18 protein-coding genes are annotated in these 21,603 nt (G+C 57.6%); 10 read left to right on the forward strand and 8 right to left on the reverse strand.

Annotation, left to right across the window (positions count from 1 at the left end; genetic code table 11):
- Nucleotides 1–156: 156 nt before the first annotated feature.
- Nucleotides 157–1,437 (forward strand): glutamate-1-semialdehyde 2,1-aminomutase, encoded by a 1,281-nt coding sequence (gene hemL, locus RVY89_RS15075; RefSeq protein WP_484825758.1) that lies wholly within the window; start codon nt 157–159, stop codon nt 1,435–1,437.
- Nucleotides 1,438–1,533: 96 nt separating this feature from the next.
- Here hemL and fhuB read toward each other — a convergent pair whose 3' ends face one another.
- The 6 genes from fhuB to hrpB all read right to left on the reverse strand — a co-directional run bounded on the left by fhuB (nt 1,534) and on the right by hrpB (nt 12,796).
- Complete coding sequence (fhuB, locus tag RVY89_RS15080; RefSeq protein WP_484825759.1) at nt 1,534–3,516, reverse strand: Fe(3+)-hydroxamate ABC transporter permease FhuB; 1,983 nt, start codon at nt 3,514–3,516, stop codon at nt 1,534–1,536.
- A complete protein-coding gene (gene fhuD, locus RVY89_RS15085; protein ID WP_484825760.1) occupies nt 3,513–4,403 on the reverse strand; it encodes a Fe(3+)-hydroxamate ABC transporter substrate-binding protein FhuD in 891 nt (296 codons plus the stop codon). Before fhuD ends, fhuB begins: the two co-directional genes overlap by 4 nt.
- Nucleotides 4,403–5,200, reverse strand: coding sequence for a Fe3+-hydroxamate ABC transporter ATP-binding protein FhuC (gene fhuC / locus RVY89_RS15090; RefSeq protein ID WP_484825761.1), 798 nt, complete (start codon nt 5,198–5,200; stop codon nt 4,403–4,405). The genes fhuD and fhuC overlap by 1 nt, the downstream gene beginning before the upstream one ends.
- A 50-nt stretch (nt 5,201–5,250) precedes the next feature.
- Nucleotides 5,251–7,461, reverse strand: a complete 2,211-nt coding sequence (fhuA, locus tag RVY89_RS15095; protein WP_484825762.1) for a ferrichrome porin FhuA — start codon at nt 7,459–7,461, stop codon at nt 5,251–5,253.
- 235 nt (nt 7,462–7,696) lie between these two features.
- Nucleotides 7,697–10,222, reverse strand: coding sequence for a bifunctional glycosyl transferase/transpeptidase (gene mrcB / locus RVY89_RS15100; RefSeq protein WP_484825763.1), 2,526 nt, complete (start codon nt 10,220–10,222; stop codon nt 7,697–7,699).
- A gap of 144 nt (nt 10,223–10,366) precedes the next feature.
- Nucleotides 10,367–12,796 carry an ATP-dependent helicase HrpB gene (gene hrpB, locus RVY89_RS15105; RefSeq protein ID WP_484825764.1) on the reverse strand — a complete coding sequence of 810 codons (2,430 nt, stop codon included), beginning with the start codon at nt 12,794–12,796 and terminating at the stop codon, nt 10,367–10,369.
- Between the two features lie 73 nt (nt 12,797–12,869).
- On the opposite strand from hrpB, the gene thpR reads away from it, so the two are divergent.
- The 9 genes from thpR to panD all read left to right on the forward strand — a co-directional run bounded on the left by thpR (nt 12,870) and on the right by panD (nt 19,808).
- The gene (gene thpR, locus RVY89_RS15110) at nt 12,870–13,424 is read left to right on the forward strand and encodes an RNA 2',3'-cyclic phosphodiesterase (RefSeq protein WP_484825765.1); all 555 of its coding nucleotides are present in this window, start codon (nt 12,870–12,872) and stop codon (nt 13,422–13,424) included.
- The gene (gene sfsA, locus RVY89_RS15115; protein WP_484825766.1) at nt 13,414–14,118 is read left to right on the forward strand and encodes a DNA/RNA nuclease SfsA; all 705 of its coding nucleotides are present in this window, start codon (nt 13,414–13,416) and stop codon (nt 14,116–14,118) included. Before thpR ends, sfsA begins: the two co-directional genes overlap by 11 nt.
- A 176-nt stretch (nt 14,119–14,294) precedes the next feature.
- On the forward strand, nt 14,295–14,750 hold the full coding sequence (dksA, locus tag RVY89_RS15120; protein WP_001155232.1) for an RNA polymerase-binding protein DksA: 456 nt from the start codon (nt 14,295–14,297) through the stop codon (nt 14,748–14,750).
- A 59-nt stretch (nt 14,751–14,809) separates the two neighbouring features.
- The gene (gluQRS, locus tag RVY89_RS15125) at nt 14,810–15,700 is read left to right on the forward strand and encodes a tRNA glutamyl-Q(34) synthetase GluQRS (RefSeq protein ID WP_484825767.1); all 891 of its coding nucleotides are present in this window, start codon (nt 14,810–14,812) and stop codon (nt 15,698–15,700) included.
- A 42-nt stretch (nt 15,701–15,742) separates the two neighbouring features.
- Complete coding sequence (gene pcnB, locus RVY89_RS15130) at nt 15,743–17,140, forward strand: polynucleotide adenylyltransferase PcnB (protein WP_072162357.1); 1,398 nt, start codon at nt 15,743–15,745, stop codon at nt 17,138–17,140.
- Nucleotides 17,137–17,616, forward strand: coding sequence for a 2-amino-4-hydroxy-6-hydroxymethyldihydropteridine diphosphokinase (gene folK, locus RVY89_RS15135; protein ID WP_484825768.1), 480 nt, complete (start codon nt 17,137–17,139; stop codon nt 17,614–17,616). The genes pcnB and folK overlap by 4 nt, the downstream gene beginning before the upstream one ends.
- Nucleotides 17,617–17,739: 123 nt before the next feature.
- Nucleotides 17,740–18,531: a 3-methyl-2-oxobutanoate hydroxymethyltransferase gene (gene panB, locus RVY89_RS15140; protein WP_484825769.1), complete on the forward strand. Its 792-nt coding sequence runs from the start codon at nt 17,740–17,742 to the stop codon at nt 18,529–18,531.
- Nucleotides 18,532–18,542: 11 nt separating this feature from the next.
- Nucleotides 18,543–19,394 carry a pantoate--beta-alanine ligase gene (gene panC, locus RVY89_RS15145; RefSeq protein WP_371899253.1) on the forward strand — a complete coding sequence of 284 codons (852 nt, stop codon included), beginning with the start codon at nt 18,543–18,545 and terminating at the stop codon, nt 19,392–19,394.
- A gap of 33 nt (nt 19,395–19,427) precedes the next feature.
- Nucleotides 19,428–19,808, forward strand: coding sequence for an aspartate 1-decarboxylase (gene panD / locus RVY89_RS15150; RefSeq protein WP_006810068.1), 381 nt, complete (start codon nt 19,428–19,430; stop codon nt 19,806–19,808).
- Between the two features lie 3 nt (nt 19,809–19,811).
- Here the strand turns inward: panD and RVY89_RS15155 are convergent, their stop codons facing one another.
- A complete protein-coding gene (locus RVY89_RS15155) occupies nt 19,812–21,059 on the reverse strand; it encodes a polysaccharide deacetylase family protein (RefSeq protein WP_371899254.1) in 1,248 nt (415 codons plus the stop codon).
- A 62-nt stretch (nt 21,060–21,121) separates the two neighbouring features.
- The gene (locus RVY89_RS15160; RefSeq protein WP_484825770.1) at nt 21,122–21,562 is read right to left on the reverse strand and encodes a PTS sugar transporter subunit IIA; all 441 of its coding nucleotides are present in this window, start codon (nt 21,560–21,562) and stop codon (nt 21,122–21,124) included.
- Nucleotides 21,563–21,603 lie beyond the last annotated feature (41 nt).

Consider the following 21,603-nt stretch of genomic DNA (forward strand, 5'->3'; position numbering starts at 1 on the left):
CAAAAAGCCGCGATGATTTTACCAGAGACCCGCTCATCGTCTCCTGAAAATTACTTAACAAATCTTAAAGCATTACCCGGCTAAAAATTTCATAACCTTCCCCGAATCACTTAGAATAGTGGGCTTAATCATTTTATACGAACCAGGAACGACGCCATGAGCAAGTCTGAAAACCTCTACAGTGCAGCCCGCGAGCTTATTCCAGGTGGTGTGAACTCACCTGTTCGCGCCTTTACCGGCGTGGGCGGCACGCCGCTGTTTATCGAACGTGCTGACGGCGCGTATCTGTACGATGTCGATGGCAAAGCCTATATCGATTATGTCGGCTCCTGGGGCCCGATGGTGCTGGGACACAACCACCCGGCCATTCGTAACGCGGTGATTGAAGCCGCTCAGCGCGGCCTGAGCTTCGGTGCGCCAACCGAAATGGAAGTGAAAATGGCGGAGCTGGTTACCGAACTGGTGCCTACCATGGACATGGTGCGCATGGTGAACTCCGGTACCGAAGCGACCATGAGCGCCATCCGCCTGGCGCGCGGCTTTACCGGTCGCGACAAGATTATCAAGTTTGAGGGTTGCTACCACGGTCATGCGGACTGCCTGCTGGTGAAAGCCGGTTCCGGCGCGCTAACGCTCGGCCAGCCAAACTCACCTGGCGTACCGGCTGACTTCGCAAAGCATACCCTGACCTGCACCTACAACGATCTGGACACCGTTCGCGCGGCGTTCGAGCAGTATCCGCAGGAGATCGCCTGCATCATCGTTGAGCCGGTTGCGGGCAACATGAACTGCATTCCACCGCAGCCTGATTTCCTGCCGGGCCTGCGTGCCCTGTGCGATGAGTTCGGTGCGCTGCTGATCATCGATGAAGTGATGACCGGCTTCCGCGTGGCTCTGGCGGGCGCCCAGTCTTATTACGGCGTTGAGCCGGACCTGACCTGCCTCGGTAAAATCATCGGCGGCGGCATGCCGGTCGGCGCATTCGGTGGTCGTAAGGACGTGATGGAAGCCCTGGCGCCAACCGGCCCGGTTTACCAGGCGGGCACGCTCTCCGGTAACCCTATCGCGATGGCGGCGGGCTTTGCCTGCCTGACCGAAGTGGCTCAGCCTGGCATTCACGAAACCCTGACCGACCTGACCACGCAGCTGGCAAACGGTCTGCTGGCAGCCGCAGAAGAGACCGGTATCCCTCTGGTGGTCAACCACGTGGGCGGCATGTTCGGGATTTTCTTCACCGATGCGAAAACCGTGACCTGCTATCAGGACGTGGTGAAGTGCGACGTTGAACGCTTCAAGCGCTTCTTCCACCTGATGCTGGAAGAAGGCGTGTACCTGGCGCCGTCCGCGTTCGAAGCGGGCTTTATGTCCGTGGCGCACAGTGAAGAAGATATCAATAACACCATTGACGCGGCGCGTAAGGTGTTTGCGAAGCTCTAAGGGCATTGCCGGGTGGCGCTAACGCTTACCCGGCCTACGATGTTCTCCCTCTCCCCGTGGGAGAGGGCCGGGGTGAGGGCATCAGGCCGCACCTGACTACCTACTCTGCTTTCTCAACAGATAAATAAAATACGGCGCACCGATAAAGGTCGACAGCAGACCCGCCGGGATCTGATACGGGAACAGCACCATTCTTCCGCACCAGTCCGCAAACACCAGCATCACCCCGCCAGTCAGGGCCGACATCACGATATGCGGCATCGTCCGGCGGAACCCCATCATTCTGGCAATGTGCGGCGCCATTAATCCGACAAAACTCAGCGGGCCAATCGTCATGGTCGCCGTCGCCGTCAGGCACGCAGCGAGCAGCAGCAACGCTACACGCGCTGGCGTCAGCGCCATTCCCACCGCGCGCGCGGTTTCCCCGCCGAGCGGCAGAATGGTCATCCAGCGACGGCACAGCGGCACCGTCGCCAGCAGTACGATCATCACGATCCCGGACCAGATCGCCTGGCTGCCGGTCGCGCCGTACGTTGAGCCGGATATCCAGGTCAGGATCTTCGCCATACGCGGATCGCCGCTTGCCTGCAGCATCATCAGCAGCATCGTAAACGCAGTGCTGAGCGCCATCCCGGCCAGCAGCATGCGGTGCGGCGAAAACCCGCCTCGACCGGAGGCAATCAGGATAATCATCAGCGTAACCGCCGCGCCGATACTGCCTGCAGGCATCAGCCAGCCAAACGCATTGCCCGGCACGAAGAACAGCATCAGCACCACGCCAAAGGCGGCACCTGAGCTGATCCCGAGCACTTCCGGGCTCGCCATCGGGTTGCCGGTCAGACGCTGAATAATACACCCTGCTACCGCCAGCATCACCCCTGCGATCAGCGCAGCGAGGATACGGGGCCAGCGCCACTGCAGCAGTTCATTGAGTAAATCACCCGTTGCCCAGTGCCAGCCCGCGGCATCGCGTCCGAACGAGAGCGCCGCGAACGAGGCGATAATCAGCACCGCCAGACCGGCAAGGCTAAACCACAGCACCGACCGACGTTCAGCGTAGACTTTATCGCCCGCGTCCATCGCCGGTGCGCTCATGCTGCGCAGGCGCGGGAGCAGCCACAGCAGCAGCGGCGCCCCGATAAGCGCGGTCACAGAGCCGGTGGACACTTCCCTCCAGACCTGCGCCAGCCAGAGAATGAGCTGATCGGAAAGCCAGAGGATCAGTGCCCCAATCAGCGGCGCCAGCATCAGACGCGCCAGCAAGCGACGCGCCCCGAGCATTTTTGCCAGCAGCGGCGCAAACAGGCCGATAAACCCAATGATGCCGACCGCGTTTACCAGCAGGGCACTCAATACAATCGCCAGCGTCAGCGCCGCCAGACGAGCCAGCGACAGCGCAAGCCCCAGGTTACGCGCCACGCCATCATCCAGTCCCATCAGCGTCAGAGGACGCAGGAGCAGCAGCGTCAGCACAACACCGCCAGCCAGCTGCGGCCACAGGCGCAGGACAACGCTCCAGTCGGTCTGGGTGAGCGTGCCGGTACTCCACAGGAACATGCTTTGCAGCCGATCGTGATGGAACAGTACCAGCAGCTGGTTAATCGCCCCGCAGTACAGGCTCACCACCAGCCCGGCCAGAATAAGCGTCACAGGAGAAAGGCGCTTGCCCCAGGCCACGCCAAAGACCAGCGCGCCGACCACGCACGCCCCCGCGAGTGCCGCAAACTGCGAGGTTAACGCTCCCGGCAGCGCCCACAGCGTGGTGATGGTGATCCCAAGCTGTGCGCCTGTCGCGACGCCGAGCGTGGTTGGCTCTGCCAGCGGGTTACGTAAAACCTGCTGGAACAGCACGCCCACCAGCCCTAAGCCGGCACCGACCAAAAGGGAGATCGCCAGACGCGGCAGCAGGCTGTAGTGGAACAGCATCTGTTGAATATTGTCGATATCCGGCGAGGCCAAAGCGGCCCCCCACTGCGCGCGCGGTAACGCGGCCGAGAGGTTGAAGCCGGTTAACGCCAGCGCGGCAAGAAAAATCAGCATCAGCAGAAGCGCCGGGAAACGGGCAATACGCGTACTCATGCTTTACCTCCCAGGGCGTTATCCAGCACGCGGGCAAAATGCATGGCCGACAGCGTCGCGCCGTAGAACCAGACCGCCGGAGCGCGCCGGAAGCCCCGCTCGCGCACAAACGGCATCGCCTGCCAGAGCGGGGTCGCCATCAGGGTTTGCATATCGCGTTCGTTGCCGTGGTCGAAACACAGCACATCCACATCGCGAAACGCCGCGAGGCGATCGATACCCACGGCGGTACTGCCCCAGAACGTCATCTCTCCTTCCCAGGCATTGCGAATGCCGAAGCTGTCCAGCACCTCCTGGAACAGACAGTTTTTACCGAAGACCAGCATATGGCGGGCATCCAGCAGCGTCACCATCAGCAGCGGACGATCGCCCCGGTGAGCAAAGCGCGGCTTCAGGGAATCGATCAGGGCATCAAATTCGTCGAGATGTTTTTTGGCCTCCGCTTCCCGGTTGAGGAAATGCGCCATCTCGTTAATTGAGTTTTTCGCCACGGCCAGCGGTTTTTTACCGTCGCTGAAAGCAAATCCACGTCCCGGCGCAATACGCGCCATGGTCTCCTCTGACGGGCCGTAGCCCGCTGACCAGAACAGAAATGAAGGTTTCATCTGGGTGAGCAGTTCAAGGTTTGGCTCCGTCCGCAGTCCGACGTCGATTACCGAGTCCGGCAGCTTCGGCTCGTTCACCCAGAGGTTATAGTTGGGAATGTCCGCCACGCCATAGGGCGTGACGCCGAGCGCCATCATCAGCTCGACCGGCAGCCATTCCAGAGCGACTATGCGGTGCGGATCGACGGCGGCGGCTCGCGCCGTGTTCATTTTTAACAGCAGCGGTGAGAGGGCCATCGCCGTCAGCAGGCGACGGCGGCTAATGCGCATGTTGTCGAGCATCAGTAGACGAAGCTCACCGGTGCAGCCCCGGTCGGGTGAGGCAGAATACCCATCGGAATACCGTAAATATGTTCCAGCGTTTCGCTACGCATCAGCTCTGCCGGTGTACCCTCGGCAATCATCTCGCCCCCGCGCAGCGCAACAAGGTAGTCGCAATAGCGCGCCGCCATGTTGATGTCATGCAGCACCGCAATCACCGTCAGACCGCGCTGCTGGCTTAAGCGGTGCACCAGCGCCAGGACATCGACCTGATGGGCAATATCGAGCGCGGAGGTGGGTTCATCAAGGAGCAGGCAGCGGCTGTCCTGCGCCACCAGCATCGCGATCCACGCGCGCTGGCGTTCACCGCCGGACAGGCTATCCACCAGACGGTGCGCCAGCGGCTTTAGCCCGACCAGCGCAATGGCCTCTTCCACTTTCTCTCTGTCGGCGACGCCGAAGCGGCCAAGCGCCCCGTGCCACGGATAACGCCCAATCGCCACCAGCTCACGCACCGTCATCCCTTCCGCCTGCGGCAGCTGCTGCGGCAGATAGGCCACTTTGCGGGCAAAGGCTTTACTGCTCCAGCTCTCCAGCGGTTGGTCATCCAGCAGAATATCGCCTTCTGAAGGCGGCTGATGGCGCCCCAGCATCTTGAGCAGCGTGGATTTACCTGAACCGTTGTGACCAATCAGGCCCGTCACTTTACCGGCCGGAAACGTCAGAGAGAGCGGATGCAGCAGCGTGCGCCCGGGTACGCGAAAAGAGAGATGATTGAGCGTAAAGGTGGTGTCGGATTGCGTTTGATTATCCTGCATATCAGCCAACTTAAATAAAAAGGGCACGGCGAACCGTGCCCGGACAGAGATTAGAAGCGGAAGGTCGCGGTAGCAACAACCTGACGTCCTGCGCCCCAGTAGCATGCATATTCGCTGTAGCAGCTGGAGACGTATTCACGATCGAAGATGTTGTTCACGTTGACGCCGACAGACGAGCCCGGCAGTCCAAAGCGTGCCAGGTCGTATTTCACGGTCGCGTCAGCCAGTGCGTAGCCCGCAACGTTGAACGACTGATAGGCTTTTGGCGACGAGGCAGAGTAGTAGGACACGGTGTTACCGATGTAACGGGTGCCTGCCCCTACCGTCAGACCGCTCAACGCCGTCTCGTGGAAGGTGTAATCTGCCCACAGTGACGCCATGTTACGCGGCACTTCCGCCGGACGACGGCCTTCATACCAGGTATCGTGCGTGTATTCCGCATCAGTAAAGCTATAGGAAGCCGTCACGTTCACGTTGGCAGACACTGCCGCTTTCGCTTCCAGTTCGAAACCGCGAGAGCGAATTTCACCGCCCTGTACGCTAAAGCCGCTTGTCGGATTCGCCGGATCGGCCGTCAGGTTGTTATTTTTGGTCAGCTGATACACCGCTGCAGTCACAACCACAGGCAGATCTTTCGGTACATACTTCACGCCCGCTTCATACTGCTTGCCGCGAGCCGGATCGAACGGTTTGCCACCCTGGGTTGCGCCTGAAATAGGCTCGAAGGATTCGCTATAGCTGAAGTACGGCGTAATACCGTTATCAAACAGGTAGTTGATCCCGCCGCGCCAGGTGAATGCCCGATCGTTGATTTCAGCCGTCGTGTCGGAGGAACGCGTCAGCGTGGACGTTTTAGCGAAATCATAGCGTCCGCCAAGGGTCAGTACCCACTTATCCCACTCAGCCTGATCCTGCGCGTACAGGCCCGTTTGCTCCTGACGATTGAGCACCGCATACGGGAAGTTCACGTTGATATTGGCATTGTTGTGCTGCGGATTCGTCATGCTGATAGGGTCAGCGCTGCCGTAATCAGCATCAATATCGTTACGCATGCGCAGGTAATCGACGCCCGTTAACAGGGTATGATCCACTGCACCGGTGGCAAATTTGGACTGCAGCTGGGTATCGACCGTGAACGAGTTGAGGTCCTCATCAGAGCGCACATACGCGCGGCTGATTTGCCCCGGCGCGATGTAGCCGTTGCCGTAAACGGAACGGTACAGGGTATTAACTTTGGTATAACGCAGGTTTTGACGCACGGTAAAAGTGTCATCAAACTGATGCGAGAAGCTATAGCCCACCATCTTCTGGCGACGGGAGATCTTGTTGTCTTCGTCACCTTCGTTGAAATCGGTCGGCAGCTTGTGTGCGTTGCCGTTGGCATCGTAGTAAGGCACAACGGTACCTTCCCGCGGCAGCCAGCCGTAATAGCCTGCATCCGGATCGCTCTGGAAGTTGCTCAGGAAAGTAAAATCGGTTTTATCGTCAGGACGCCAGCTGAAAGCAGGCGCAATGGCGTAGCGAGTAGATTTAACCATTTCCTGCTGCGCATTTTCGCTGCGCCCCAGACCGGTCAGACGGTATGACCACACGCCGTCATCATCAATCGCATCGCTGAAATCAAACCCGGTCTGCCACAGGTTATCGGTACCCATTTTGAACTGAATTTCTTTCAGTGGCTCGGTGGTTGGACGCTTGCTGACCATGCTGACCACGCCGCCCGGGTGACTTTTACCGTACAGAACGGACGTAGGGCCGCGCAGCAGCTCGACGCGCTCAAGGAAATACGGATCCATGGACGCTTCAGAATAGTTATCACCCTGCAGCTTCATCCCGTCCAGATACTGGTTGGTATTCACGGTACTGGAGGTGGTGAAACCACGGATAGAAACAACATCATACGTTGTTGACGCGCCGCGCGTTGCGAACACGCTCGGCGTATAGGCCAGCGCCTGTTTAACCGTACCCGGCTGCTTCATGTCCATCTCTTCACGGGTGACGACAGAAATAGACTGCGGGGTTTTCTCAATCGGGGTATCGGTCTTGGTCGCCGTGGCGGTGCGTTTGGCCGCAATCGTGGGTGCCGGTCCCCAGGCACTTTCCTGTGCCGCAGGTGCTGCGGTTACCGTAATGGTTTCTTCTTTTTTCGGGGTTTCGGCCGCGTGAGTATAAGCAGACATGCCGGCAACCGCTGTGGCGACGACGACCGCGAGTTTACGCAGCGACGTGTTCATTGGCTGAGCAGTATTGGAAAGCGCCATGTTGAATCTCTGATGTGAAAGTGAATGATAACGTAAACGAGAATTATTATTATGAGCGCCAGAATAATATGCGAAACGCTGGTTGCATAGCAAGCAGTAAGCGCCCCTATGAGAATTAAGGGTTTAAGAAATCATCAAGAGAAAACGAAGGGTTAATCAGAGTTAAAGCGAAGGTTAACGAAATAAAGTTTACGGGTAAAAAAAGCCCCCTTCCAGGGAAGAGGGCTTTAAAAGGTTAGTTGCCGCCGAACATGTCTTTAATCCAGCCCGCGACACCGTCGCTGTCTTTCTTCTCATTCTGCTGCTGCGGCTGTTGCTGCTGCGGCTGCTGTGGCTGAGAGGACTGGTCGAACGGGTTACCCGTTGGCTGTTCCGGCTGGCTTTGCTGGCACAGCGAGTCCGGGTTTGCGGTCCAGACAGGAAGCGTACGCATCCCGCCGCCGCAGACGAAGTTACCGGAACTGTCCACGCCCATATCGACGATATCTTCCGGCGCAACCAGATTCAGCGGCACAGGAGACTGATTTGCCAGATAACGCTGGTAAATCGACATCGCCCCGCTCGCCCCATACAGTTTGGTCGGCTGGTTGTTATCGCGGCCTACCCAGGTGATCACCACTTCACGGCCATCGATACCGGCAAACCAGGTATCGACGTTGTTGTTGGTGGTCCCGGTTTTACCTGCCAGATGCAGACCCGGATACTTCGCACCCAGCTGACGCCCGGTACCACGCTGCACAACCTGCTGCATCGTCCACAGCGTCATGTAGGCGGCCTGAGCAGGAACGGCACGCTCCGCCTGCGGGAAGCTCTGATACAGCACGGAGCCATCTTCGGCAATCACCGAACGCAGGGCTGACAGCGGTGCACGGTTACCGCCGCTGGCAATGGTCTGGAACGCCTGGGCGACTTCGATCGGCGTCAGGTTAAGCGCCCCGAGGATCATCGCCGGCACCGGGTGCAGCTGATCTTTCGCCACGCCCAGTTTCTGCCAGGTATCGACAATCGCTGGCAGGCCCAGCGACATGCCCAGGTTCACCGTCGGCACGTTCATGGAGCGCGTTAACGCATCCACCAGCATCACCTGACCGCTGAACTGCTTATCGTCGTTCTGCGGTGACCAGACCTGGCCGTTAGGCTGGCGCAGGGAGATAGGCGCATCCGCAATCCAGGTATTCAGGCGGTACTGGTTTGGCTGGCTCAGGGCAGTGAGGTAGGTCGCCGGTTTTGCCAGAGAACCGATCGAGCGACGCGCCTGCATGGCGCGGTTGTATCCCGCAAACTGCGGCTCGGCGCCGCCCACCATGGCGCGAACTTCACCGGTGTTGCGGTCAACCACCACCATCGCGGTTTCAAGATCGGAGAGCTTACGCTGCTTCTTCAGCGCCGGAATGCCTTCCACCGCCGCTTTTTCTGCCGCGTCCTGGGCCACTGAGTCAAAGGTCGTAAAGATCTTCACGCCGGAGAGATCTTTCACCTTATCGCCAAGCTTGCTTTGCAGCTCCTGACGCACCATCTGCATAAACGCAGGCTGAGGTGAGATCACCCCACCGCGCGGCTGAACGCCAAGCGGACGTGCGCTCAGCATGTCGTATAGCTCCTGGTCAATCACCTGCTGCTGTTGCAGCAGACGCAGCACCAGGTTACGACGCTCCAGCGCCAGTTTCGGGTTACGCCACGGGTTATAAATGGACGCCCCTTTCACCATGCCCACCAGCAGCGCCTGCTGATCGAGGCTCAGCTCTTCCACCGGGCGACCAAAGTAGTACAGGCTCGCCAGCGGGAAGCCGCGGATTTCGTTATCGCCGCTCTGACCGAGATACACCTCGTTCATGTACAGCTCAAGGATACGATCCTTGCTGTAGCGCGCGTCCATCAGCACGGCCATGTAGGCTTCGTTCGCTTTACGCCAGTAAGAGCGTTCGCTGGAGAGGAACAGGTTCTTCACCAGCTGCTGGGTCAGCGTACTCGCCCCCTGCACGGTACGACCGGCAGTCAGGTTAGCCAGCACCGCACGACCAATCGAGTAAAGGCTGATGCCATCGTGCTCGTAGAAGTGACGGTCTTCGGTTGCCAGCAGAGTATCGACCAGCAGATCCGGGAAGCCGTTACGCGCTACGAACAGGCGCTGCTCGCCGTTTGCTGACGAAAGCATGGTGATCAGACGCGGGTCGAGACGGAAGAAACCGAACTGACGGTTGTTATCCATGTTCTCGATGGTATCCAGGCGATCGCCGTCAAAGGTCAGACGCGCGCGCACCTGCCCCTCTTTGCTGTCCGGGAAATCAAACGGACGACGGATCATCTCAATGCTGTTCGCCTGAACGGTAAATTCGCCAGGTCGGGTCATTTTAGACACCTGACGATACTGCGTGGCTTGCAGCAGTTTCACCATCTCGTTCTTGCTGATGGACATGTCCGGCTCAAGGTTCACCATGCGGCCATACACTGCCGCAGGCAATTGCCAGACTTTCCCGTCGATACGGCTGCGGATCTTCTGATCCAGATACACGCCGTAAATCGCGATCAGGACAACAAAAACAATAAACAGCTTCAGCAGCAGCCAGAACCAGCCGCGTTTGCCCCGAGGCTTACGCCCTTTGCCTTTTCCATTACGCGGCATCGGTTCTTCATCCTCATAATCGTCTTCATAGTCATCGTCATAATCCTCATCTCTGAGGCGACGACGGCTTACCTTTTCTTTCGCCGGACGCGTTGGTTTTCCCTTACGTCCTATTGGCTCGCGGTCATTCCCCGCCATGCTTTTTCTCCGCAACTTTCAGGCGCAAAGGCCAGATTTTCTTTTCTTTCACAGGCCTGTGAAAGAAGAAATCTCTCAAAATTTGTTTTCTCCCTCTCCCTGTGGGAGAGGGCCGGGGTGAGGGCATCAGGCCGCACTCCCCTTTCACGAATATTTCTTCGTTCGCCGCGTCGGCGCCGTATTCGCCGGATCGTCCGGCCAGACATGTTTGGGGTATCGTCCCTTCATCTCTTTCTGCACTTCACGGTAGCTTCCCGCCCAGAACGCCCCCAAATCTCGGGTGATTTGTAATGGACGATGCGCAGGCGACAGCAGCTCAAGCACGAGAGGCACGCGCCCTTCGGCAATGGACGGCGTGATGGCTTCACCAAACATCTCCTGCATCCGAACCGCCAGCGCCGGCGGATTATCCTCATGATAACGGATGGCAATCCGGCTTCCGGTCGGCACAGTGTAATGCCCTGGCAGTTCACTATCCAGACGTTGACGTAATGACCAGTCAAGTAAATTCTGTAACGCAGTCTTAACATCAAGCGCCTTAAGGGCGCGCAGAGAGTGCACGCCGCTCATTTGCGGCAGTAGCCAGCCCTCAAGCGTAGCCAGCAGCGTCTCGTCATCCACCGCTGGCCAGCCATGTTCCGGTAGCCACTTCGCGGCGCAGTGCAGGCGAATGCGGTACTGTTCGGCTTCCGGCGTCCAGTTCAGCACGCTCAGCCCTTTTTCCCGAATGCCGTTCAGCATAGCCTGATGAAGTTCTTCTTCCGACGGCTTCGCCAGCGGCTTCGTCCCGAGCGTCAGCTTTCCAATCTGGCTGCGACGAAACGCCTTCAGCGTGCCCTGAGCGTCATCCCATTCCACGGTATCAGATTGCTGAAGCAGCTGCGGACAGGCACGCGTCAGGGCGTCAATATCTACGGCGATCGCCTGCAGGATACGCGCATCCGGAGAATGGCTGCCCTGCAGCAGGAGCGGCGCAATCAGCCACTCATGACGCGTCAGAGCGTCATCGCTGTCCAGCATCGCCCCCATGCCGTTTGCCAGCTGATAGCGACCGTCCAGCCCGCGCCGACGCGCAATTCGATCCGGAAACGCCTGCGCTAACAGCCGGGAAATACTCTCGCTGTCCGGCACGCCGCCGCGGCTGTTAAGCCGTTTGCACAGCTGCTGCGCCCGCTGCTGCCAGTTCCCCTGATTGCGCGAAAACGCCTGCCCCAGATCGCTGGAACCTCCGCGCGGCGGCTCCTCAAGGATAGCCGCCAGTTTGGCCGCCGTGGCAATCTCATCTTGCCCCTGCGCGGCCACCAGCATCGCGGCCAGACGCGGATCGTTGCCCAGCGCCGCCATTTTCTGGCCGCGTACCGTCAGACGCTCCCCTTCCAGCGCGCCAAGCTCAGTCAACAGATTGCGCGCAGCGGCGAGGTTAACGACAGGGGGAGAATCAAGCCAGGTAAGCTGTCCAGGATCCGGACAGCCCCACTGCAGCAGATCCATCACCAGGCCCGACAAATCACTTTGTAAAATTTCCGGGGTGCTTTGCTGTGCAGCGCGTTCCGCCTGCTCCGCGCTGGTCAAATGCAGGCAAATACCAGGCTCGAGACGCCCGGCGCGACCCGCGCGCTGCACCATTGATGCCTGGCTGATGCGCTGCGTCAGGAGTTTAGTCAGCCCGGTGCGCGGATCAAAGCTTGCCACTCTCTCCTGCGCGCTATCCACTACCAGGCGAATGCCTTCAATGGTCAAACTGGTTTCAGCGATGTTGGTTGCCAGCACCACCTTGCGCTGCCCTGCTGGTGCAGGAAGAATCGCTTTACGCTGATCCTGTAACGACAACGCGCCGTAGAGCGGGCAAAGCAGCACATCGCCACCTACGCGGGTAGAAAGCTGCTCCTGCACGCGCTGGATTTCACCGACGCCCGGCAAAAACAGCAGCAGGGAACCGGGTTCCTGGCGCAGCAGCTCAGCGGTGGCAATGGCGACGGCCTCGTCAAAACGCTGATGAGAGGGAAGCGGTTGATAGCGACGTTCAACCGGAAACGCCCGCCCTTCAGAGCTGATGACCGGCGCATCGGGTAGCGCCTGCCGTAGCCGCACATTATCCAGCGTGGCCGACATAATCAGCAGCCGGAGATCGTCGCGCAGCCCCTGCTGAACGTCCAGCAACAGCGCGAGGGCCAGATCCGCCTGCAGGCTGCGCTCGTGGAATTCATCCAGGATCACCAGCCCGACGCCGGTCAGCTCCGGATCGTTTTGCAGCATGCGGGTGAGAATACCCTCGGTGACCACCTCAAGACGCGTGTTCGGGCCAACGCAGGTCTCGGCACGCATCCTGTAACCTACCGTTTCGCCCGGTTTTTCATTCAACAGTTCCGCCAGACGCTGCGCCACGTTGCGCGCGGCCAGCCTGCGCGGCTCCAGCAGGATAATTTTCCCGCTGATGTTTCCGTCTTTCAGAATCTGCAGCGGCAGCCAGGTGGACTTCCCCGCGCCCGTAGGGGCATTCAGCAAAACCTGCGGGGCATGGCGTAAGGCAGCGAGAAGCTCAGGAAGAACGACGGCGACCGGCAATGAGGACACTAACAGCTCCAGAGGGTTAACATTAGTCGGCGTACATTGTAGCATCGGCGCATATCATTACCGAGTCCTCCGTATGCCTGAGTCGAAACGGCTGTTTTTTGCCATTGAATTGCCCACCGCGATACAGCGTCAAATTGTTCGCTGGCGTGCTGACAACTTCCCGCCGGAAGCAGGCCGCTCTGTTGCGGCGGCTAACCTGCACCTGACGCTGGCCTTTTTGGGCGACGTCAGCGCCGAAAAACAGCGGGCATTGGCCGCAATGGCCGGGCGTATTGCCCAGCCGGAATTTACGCTACACCTCGACGACGCGGGCCAGTGGCTGCGTTCGCGCGTGGTCTGGCTGGGAACGCGTCAGCCGCCGCGCGGATTATTGCAGCTGGCGAACATGCTGCGTGCCCAGGCGGCGCGCAGCGGCTGTTATCAGAGCCCACAGCCGTTTCATCCACATATCACGCTGCTGCGCGATGCCGGCCAGGCCGTTGCCATCCCGCCGCCGGGTTTTCACTGGGCCTTTCCGGTCAACGCATTCGCGCTTTACGAATCCGCTTTTGCACAGGGACGCACCCGCTATACGCCGCTACAGCGCTGGACGCTGGGCAACACCGAAAGGAATTCTGATGAAGTTTAGTCCTCCCCTGCAGCACGCCACGCTTATCCAACGCTACAAACGCTTCCTCGCCGACGTGATCACCCCTGAAGGGGTTCAGCTCACACTGCACTGCCCCAATACCGGCGCCATGACGGGATGTGCGACGCCAGGTGACAGGGTCTGGTATTCCACATCAGCAAATATTAAACGCAAATATGCCCATACCTGGGAAATGACCGAAACCCAAAATGGGGCATTTATTTGCGTTAACACCCTGCGCGCAAATCAGCTGGTTAAGGAAGCGCTGACCTTTGGCACAATTCCTGAACTGGTAGGATACGGCACGCATAAAAGTGAAGTGAAATATGGCGATGAAGGCAGCAGAATTGACTTCATGTTACAGGCGGAAGACAGGCCTGAGTGCTATATTGAAGTGAAATCAGTGACGTTAGCGGAACAGGAAAATGGCTACTTCCCGGATGCGGTAACGCTACGTGGCCAGAAGCATCTGCGAGAGCTAATGAGTGTTGCGGCGGCGGGCAAACGCGCCGTATTGCTGTTTGCGGTGTTGCATTCAGCCATTGAACGTTTCTCCCCTGCCCGCCATATTGATCCTAAATACGCGCAATTGTTGAATGAGGCACAAAAGCAGGGGGTAGAGGTTTTCGCTTATAAAGCGGAACTTTCTGCCGATAATATGACTCTGAGATCCTCTCTTCCCATTGTCTTATAAGGGATTAGACGATTGTCGAATAAGTGTTCTGGCCGCGTGCGCAAATACGCTTTTCCTCACAGGCTTGTCAAGTGTTACGTTTAGATAATTGCCATACGGAAAAGCATCTGCTATTTATAGCGACCTGATTTTTCCCCCAACACGGGGATCGATAGTGCGTGTTAAGGAGAAGCAACATGCAAGAAGGGCAAAACCGTAAAACATCGTCCCTGAGTATTCTCGCCATCGCTGGGGTGGAGCCGTATCAAGAGAAGCCGGGCGAAGAGTATATGAACGAAGCCCAGCTGTCGCACTTCAAGCGTATTCTTGAAGCATGGCGTAATCAACTCAGGGATGAAGTCGATCGCACCGTTACTCATATGCAGGATGAAGCTGCTAACTTCCCGGATCCGGTAGACCGTGCCGCTCAGGAAGAAGAGTTCAGCCTCGAACTGCGTAACCGTGACCGCGAACGCAAACTGATCAAAAAGATCGAGAAAACGCTGAAAAAAGTCGAAGACGAAGATTTTGGCTACTGCGAATCCTGCGGTGTTGAAATCGGTATTCGTCGCCTGGAAGCGCGTCCAACCGCCGATCTGTGCATCGACTGTAAAACGCTGGCCGAAATCCGCGAAAAACAGATGGCCGGTTAACACCAGCGCTGTTTACACACTCCAAAGGCGGGAGTCTCTCCCGCCTTGTTACTGTTGATATGTCTGAATCACACTATATTGGGCGCTTCGCGCCATCTCCTTCCGGTGAATTACACTTCGGCTCATTAATTGCCGCGCTCGGCAGTTACCTGCAGGCTCGCGCCAGCCGGGGAAAATGGCTCGTCCGCATTGAAGATATTGACCCTCCGCGTGAAGTTCCCGGTGCAGCAGAGACGATTCTGCGTCAGCTGGAACATTACGGTCTTCACTGGGATGACGAGGTTCTGTGGCAGTCAAAACGTCACGAGGCCTATCGGGAACGTCTGGCCTGGCTTCGCGCTCAGGGGCTTTCCTATAACTGCACCTGCACCCGCGCGCGTATCCAGAGCGTGGGTGGCGTCTATGACGGCCACTGCCGCACGCTCAACCATCCCCCGGAAAATGCCGCCGTGCGCATCAAGCAGCGCTCCCCGGTGACGCGCTTTAACGATCTCCTCTCCGGTGAGATTCATGCCGATGAACGTCTGGCGCGTGAGGATTTTATTATTCACCGTCGCGATGGTCTTTTCGCCTATAACCTGGCCGTGGTGGTGGACGATCATTTTCAGGGCGTGACGGAAATTGTGCGCGGGGCGGATCTGGTCGAGCCGACCGTGCGACAAATCTCGCTGTATCACCAGTTTGGCTGGACGGCCCCGGACTACATTCATCTGCCGCTGGCGGTCAATGCGCAGGGCTTTAAATTGTCAAAGCAGAACCACGCCCCGGCCCTGCCAGACGGCGATCCGCGTCCTGTTTTGATCGACGCGCTGCGATTTCTCAACCAGAATGTAACCAACGAATGGCAGGATCTGCGTATTGACGAACTGCTGAAAATGGCCGTTGCCAGCTGGACGCTCGCGGCAGTGCCAAAAATCCAGCATTCTCAAATGCGTTGCGCTGAGCTATGATTAGCCGCTTTTTTCATAACAAAACACACTACGAGGTGTACCATTTTTACCCGAGTCGCTAATTTTTGCCGTAAAGTGCTAAGCCGCGAAGAGAGCATGGCGAACGATGCTATTGCACAGCCACACATGTCGGTTATTCCGCGTGAGCAGCACACTATTTCCCGCAAAGATATCAGTGAAAATGCCCTCAAGGTGCTCTATCGTCTGAACAAAGCGGGCTACGAGGCCTATCTCGTGGGCGGTGGGGTGCGTGATTTACTTCTGGGCAAAAAACCAAAAGATTTCGACGTGACGACCAGCGCCACGCCTGAGCAGGTGCGCAAATTATTCCGTAACTGCCGTCTCGTTGGCCGCCGTTTCCGTCTGGCTCACGTGATGTTTGGGCCGGAAATTATCGAAGTGGCGACCTTCCGCGGCCACCACGAAGCGGGCGCATCCGACCGCACTACGTCACAGCGCGGCCAGAACGGCATGCTGCTGCGTGACAATATCTTCGGCTCTATCGAAGAAGATGCTCAGCGTCGCGACTTCACCATCAACAGCCTTTATTACAGCGTGGCGGATTTCACCGTGCGCGATTACGTCGGCGGCATGCAGGACCTTAAAGAAGGTCTGATTCGCCTGATTGGCACGCCGGAAACGCGCTATCGTGAAGATCCCGTGCGTATGCTGCGCGCCGTGCGTTTCGCCGCCAAGCTCAATATGCGCATCAGCCCGGAAACGGCAGAGCCAATCCCGCGTCTGGCGACGCTGATTAACGACGTGCCGCCGGCACGCCTGTTCGAAGAGGCGCTGAAGCTGCTGCAGGCTGGCCACGGCTTTGAAACCTACAATCTGCTGCGCGAATACAACCTGTTCCAGCCGCTGTTCCCGACCATTACCCGCTACTTCACCGAAAGCGGTGACAGCCCAATGGAGCGGATGATTGCGCAGGTGCTGAAAAATACCGATACCCGAATTCGCAACGACATGCGCGTGAACCCGGCGTTCCTCTTTGCCGCGATGTTCTGGTATCCACTGCTGGAAACGGCCCAGCGCATTACCCAGGAGAGCGGGCTTGCCTATTATGATGCCTTCGCGCTGGCCGCCAACGACGTGCTGGACGAAGGGTGCCGTACGCTCGCTATTCCGAAACGTATTACCACTCTGGTGCGCGATATCTGGCAGCTTCAGCTGCGCATGTCTCGTCGTCAGGGCAAGCGCGCCTGGAAGCTGATGGAGCATCCTAAATTCCGCGCCGCTTTCGATCTGCTGTCGCTGCGTGCTGAAATTGAACGCAATCAGGAGCTGCAGCGCCTGGCGCAGTGGTGGGCCGAATTCCAGGTTTCCGCCCCGCCGGAGCAAAAAGATATGCTCACCGGGCTGGATGAAGAACCGGAACCGCGTCGCCGCCATCGTCGCCCGCGCAAACGCGCGCCGCGTCGTGAAGGGACAGCATGACCCTCGCGTATATCGCCATCGGCAGTAACTTAGCCTCTCCGCTGGAGCAGGTGAACGCTGCCGTACAGGCGCTGGGGGAGATCCCGCAAAGCAGGATCGTGGCGGTCTCCGCTTTCTACCGCACTCCGCCGCTGGGCCCGCAGGATCAGCCTGATTATCTGAACGCCGCAGTGGTGCTGGAAACTGCCCTTGATGCTGAAACGCTGCTGGACAATACCCAGCGCATCGAACTGCAGCAGGGCCGCGTACGTAAAGCCGAGCGCTGGGGACCGCGCACGCTGGATCTCGACATTATGCTGTTTGGTCACGAGACCATTAACACTGAACGTCTCACCGTTCCGCATTACGACATGAAAAATCGCGGGTTTATGCTCTGGCCGCTGTTCGAAGTCGCCCCCGATCTCATCTTCCCGGATGGCGCCCCACTTAAGTCCATTCTGGAGAGCCTCAACGCGGAAAGACCCGCTCGCTGGTGATCTGATTCCCCTGCCTATTAGCCTCAAAATAATTGTGGCTAATCGGTTACCTAAAATCATTGTTCCCTCGAATGTTACTGTTAGAATGCGCAAAGATTCGCTTTTGGGCTATCAGGAAACAGTATGAAACCAACCACCATCTCCTTACTGCAGAAATGCAAACAGGAAAAAAAACGCTTCGCCACCATCACCGCGTATGACTACAGCTTCGCCAAACTCTTTGCCGAAGAGGGTATCAACGTCATGCTGGTCGGAGATTCGTTAGGGATGACGGTACAAGGACATGATTCCACCCTGCCGGTCACGGTTGAGGATATCGCTTACCACACGCGTGCGGTACGCCGCGGCGCTCCAGCCTGTCTGCTGCTTTCCGATCTGCCGTTTATGGCCTACGCCACGCCGGAGCAGGCATTCGAAAACGCTGCAGCGGTCATGAGAGCTGGCGCGAACATGGTCAAAATTGAAGGCGGTGCCTGGCTGGTGGATACGGTGAAGATGCTCACCGAGCGCGCCGTGCCGGTGTGCGGCCATTTGGGCCTGACGCCGCAGTCCGTCAACATCTTTGGTGGATATAAAGTGCAGGGCCGCGGTGACGCCGCCCAGACGCTGGTTGATGATGCCCTGGCGCTGGAAGCCGCAGGCGCACAGCTGCTGGTGCTGGAGTGCGTGCCGGTTGAGCTGGCAAAGCGTATTACTGAGGCACTGTCGATTCCGGTGATTGGTATTGGCGCAGGCAACGTGACCGACGGTCAGATTCTGGTGATGCACGACGCCTTTGGCATCACCGGCGGACATATTCCGAAGTTTGCCAAAAATTTCCTCACCGAAGCGGGCGACATGCGCGCTGCGGTCAGGCAGTATATTGCCGACGTTGAATCCGGTGTTTACCCGGGTGAAGAACACAGTTTCCATTAAGGAGTCTCGTTGTGCTAATCATTGAAACCCTGCCGCTGCTGCGCCAGCACATCCGTCGTGCGCGTCAGGAAGGTAAACGTATCGCACTGGTCCCGACCATGGGCAACCTGCATGACGGTCATATGAAGCTGGTTGACGAAGCAAGAGCCCGTGCAGATATCGTGGTGGTCAGTATCTTCGTTAACCCCATGCAGTTTGACCGCGCCGACGATCTGGCACGCTACCCGCGCACCCTGCAGGAAGATTGCGAGAAGCTCAAAAAACGTCATGCGGATATCGTCTTCTCTCCGGCACCTGCGGATGTCTATCCACAGGGAACCGATGAGGCCACTTACGTTGACGTACCGGGCATTTCCACCATGCTGGAAGGCGCAAGCCGCCCGGGTCATTTCCGCGGCGTATCGACCATCGTCAGCAAGCTGTTCAACCTCGTGCAGCCGGACGTTGCGTGCTTCGGTGAGAAAGATTTCCAGCAGCTGGCGCTGATCCGCAAGATGGTTGCGGATATGGGTTACGATATCGAGATTGTCGGCGTACCGATTGTACGCGCTAAAGACGGTCTGGCGCTCAGCTCGCGCAATGGCTACCTGACCGCCGACCAGCGTAAAATCGCGCCGGGCTTAAGCAAGGTCATGAACGCCATGGCAGAACAGCTGCTGGCGAAAGAGTTAACTGCCGAAGAGATTATTGCTCTGGCTGAGCAGGCGCTGAACGATAAAGGCTTCCGCGCTGATGATATTCAAATTCGCGATGCCGACACGCTTCTGGAGCTTACGCAGACCAGCAAACGTGCGGTCATTCTGGTGGCGGCATGGCTTGGTCAAGCCCGCCTAATCGACAACAAAGTGGTTGAACTGGCGTAGATTTTTCTACCCGGAAGATGAAAGGTAAACGTAATGATTCGCAAAATGCTGCAAGGCAAGCTTCACCGTGTGAAAGTCACCCAGGCCGACCTGCACTATGAAGGTTCCTGCGCCATCGACCAGGATTTCCTTGATGCTGCGGGCATCCTTGAAAACGAAGCGATTGATATCTGGAACGTTAACAACGGCAAACGTTTCTCAACCTACGCCATCGCCGCCGAGCGTGGGTCTAAAATCATCTCCGTTAACGGCGCGGCAGCGCACTGCGCGGACGTGGGCGATATTGTGATTATCGCCAGCTTCGTGATGATGTCTGATGAAGAAGCACGCCGCTGGCAGCCGAAAGTCGCCTACTTTGAAGGCGACAACGACATGAAACGTACCGCGAAGGCGATTCCGGTTCAGGTTGCATAAGCACTATCCCTGCGGCTGATTGCTGATCAGCCGCGACATTGTCTCCAGAGAATCCGTTCTTAAGATGTACAGGCGTTTCAGCAAGAACGGATTATCCCCCGGCTTCACCTTCCCTTTCACCGTCGTCACCGCCAGATGGAAACCGGCATCATTCGCCGCCTTTATCGCTTTATTGTCGTAGCCGCCGAACGGATAGGAAAGATAGAGCACGCGTGGATTAAACTGCGCCAGCGCGCGACGCGAGCGTTCAAAATCAAACAAAATCACGTGATAGGTGCGGCTCAGTAAAATCGGATGCTTATTACCATCCACACGGTGCAGGAAGTGGGTATGAGACTGAATATCAAACACATCCTGGATCCCCTTAATCTCCTGCACGCTCATAAACTGCAGCGATTTCGGATCCCACTTCTGCGGATGGCCTTTTATGCGCGAAGAGATAATAAACGCGGTAGCCTTGAAGCCGTACTCTTTCAGCACAGGATAGGCATAGCGGCTGACCGATTTCAGGCCATCGTCAAAGGTAATCACCACCGATTTTGCAGGCAGGTTCATTTTGTTACGCACGTACCCTTCCAGCTGGTACATCGTCAGGGTGGTATAGCCTTGATCGCGTAACCAGGCCATCTGGTTGTTAAACGCACGTACGCTGGTCGTTGTGGACGTATGTCGAAAACGCGTGTTTTCTTCATCACGCAAAATATGATGGTAGGTCAGAACCGGAAGTCCGTTATCTTCCTGCGCATCCAGGCTGCTGATCCACGCCAGACGATTGCCGATGCGGATCTGGAACCAGGTCTGATTCAGACGGTCTTTCAGTTTGTTCAGTATGGGATAGCGCAGATTGGCGCTTAAGGTGCCAAACGGCGCGCTACCGCTCGACGGCGCGTTATACACCGGCGTGTCTTTCCAGGTAATGAGGTTCTGATTGCTCAGGGGCTTATTGAGATCCCCGAGGCTGTCCTCGACGCGCTGTTTCCCCTGAACCGGCTCCAGGTGCCCTTTATCGATAAAACCCGTGCCAAAACCGAAGCGAAATTCATAGTAGTCCGCCGCCGCAGGCACAACGGCCAGGATCTGTCCGGCGCGCACGTTACCGACGTTGATCACGCTGTTCCCCACCTGCGCCCAGATCGCCGCGTCTTCGGTGGTTTGCATGTACTGGGCAGGCAGCGTTTGCTGGCTGAGTAAACTAGCCGAGCTGACGCCGGAAATGAGCATCAACAGCAAGAAAAGAATGCGCGGTAGCATGGTGTCTTATTCAGTGCGGAAAACTGCCGCTATTGTAACAAATGAGACATCAATACCAACGTTTAATTCTTATACAAATCGTGGAGCAGGACGAAAGGAGGATTTTTTTGCTGCTGATGCCACAAGCTGCTGACGCCCGGAACGCCCTGCGCCACGATGGCCTGGCGAAACTCAGCGCTGCTTAAGGATCCACGCTGCGGATACATTAACGCCAGCAGGGAGAGGTTAATACCCGAGATCACTTCACAGCACGCGTGCTTATGGCTCAGCAAAGCGGCTGCGCGATAAGGCGCCGCGCCCGATTTATCGGTAAGAAAAATCACGCCATCACCGCTGTCCGTTTCATGCAGGGCATCGCACATCATGCGGCTCAGCATGTTGGTGCTCAACCCGCGCCAGTAGTTTACCGCCCGGCATTGCGCCAGCGGGCCAAATCTGGCTTCAAGCTTATCCAGCATTTCCTGCGCCTGTTCATCGTGGCAGGTGATAACCCATCCCAGCATAACTCTCTCCTTAGCAGGCAAGTAGTTTAGCGGAGTGAAGG

Source organism: Enterobacter sp. 3U4 (assembly GCF_057224565.1).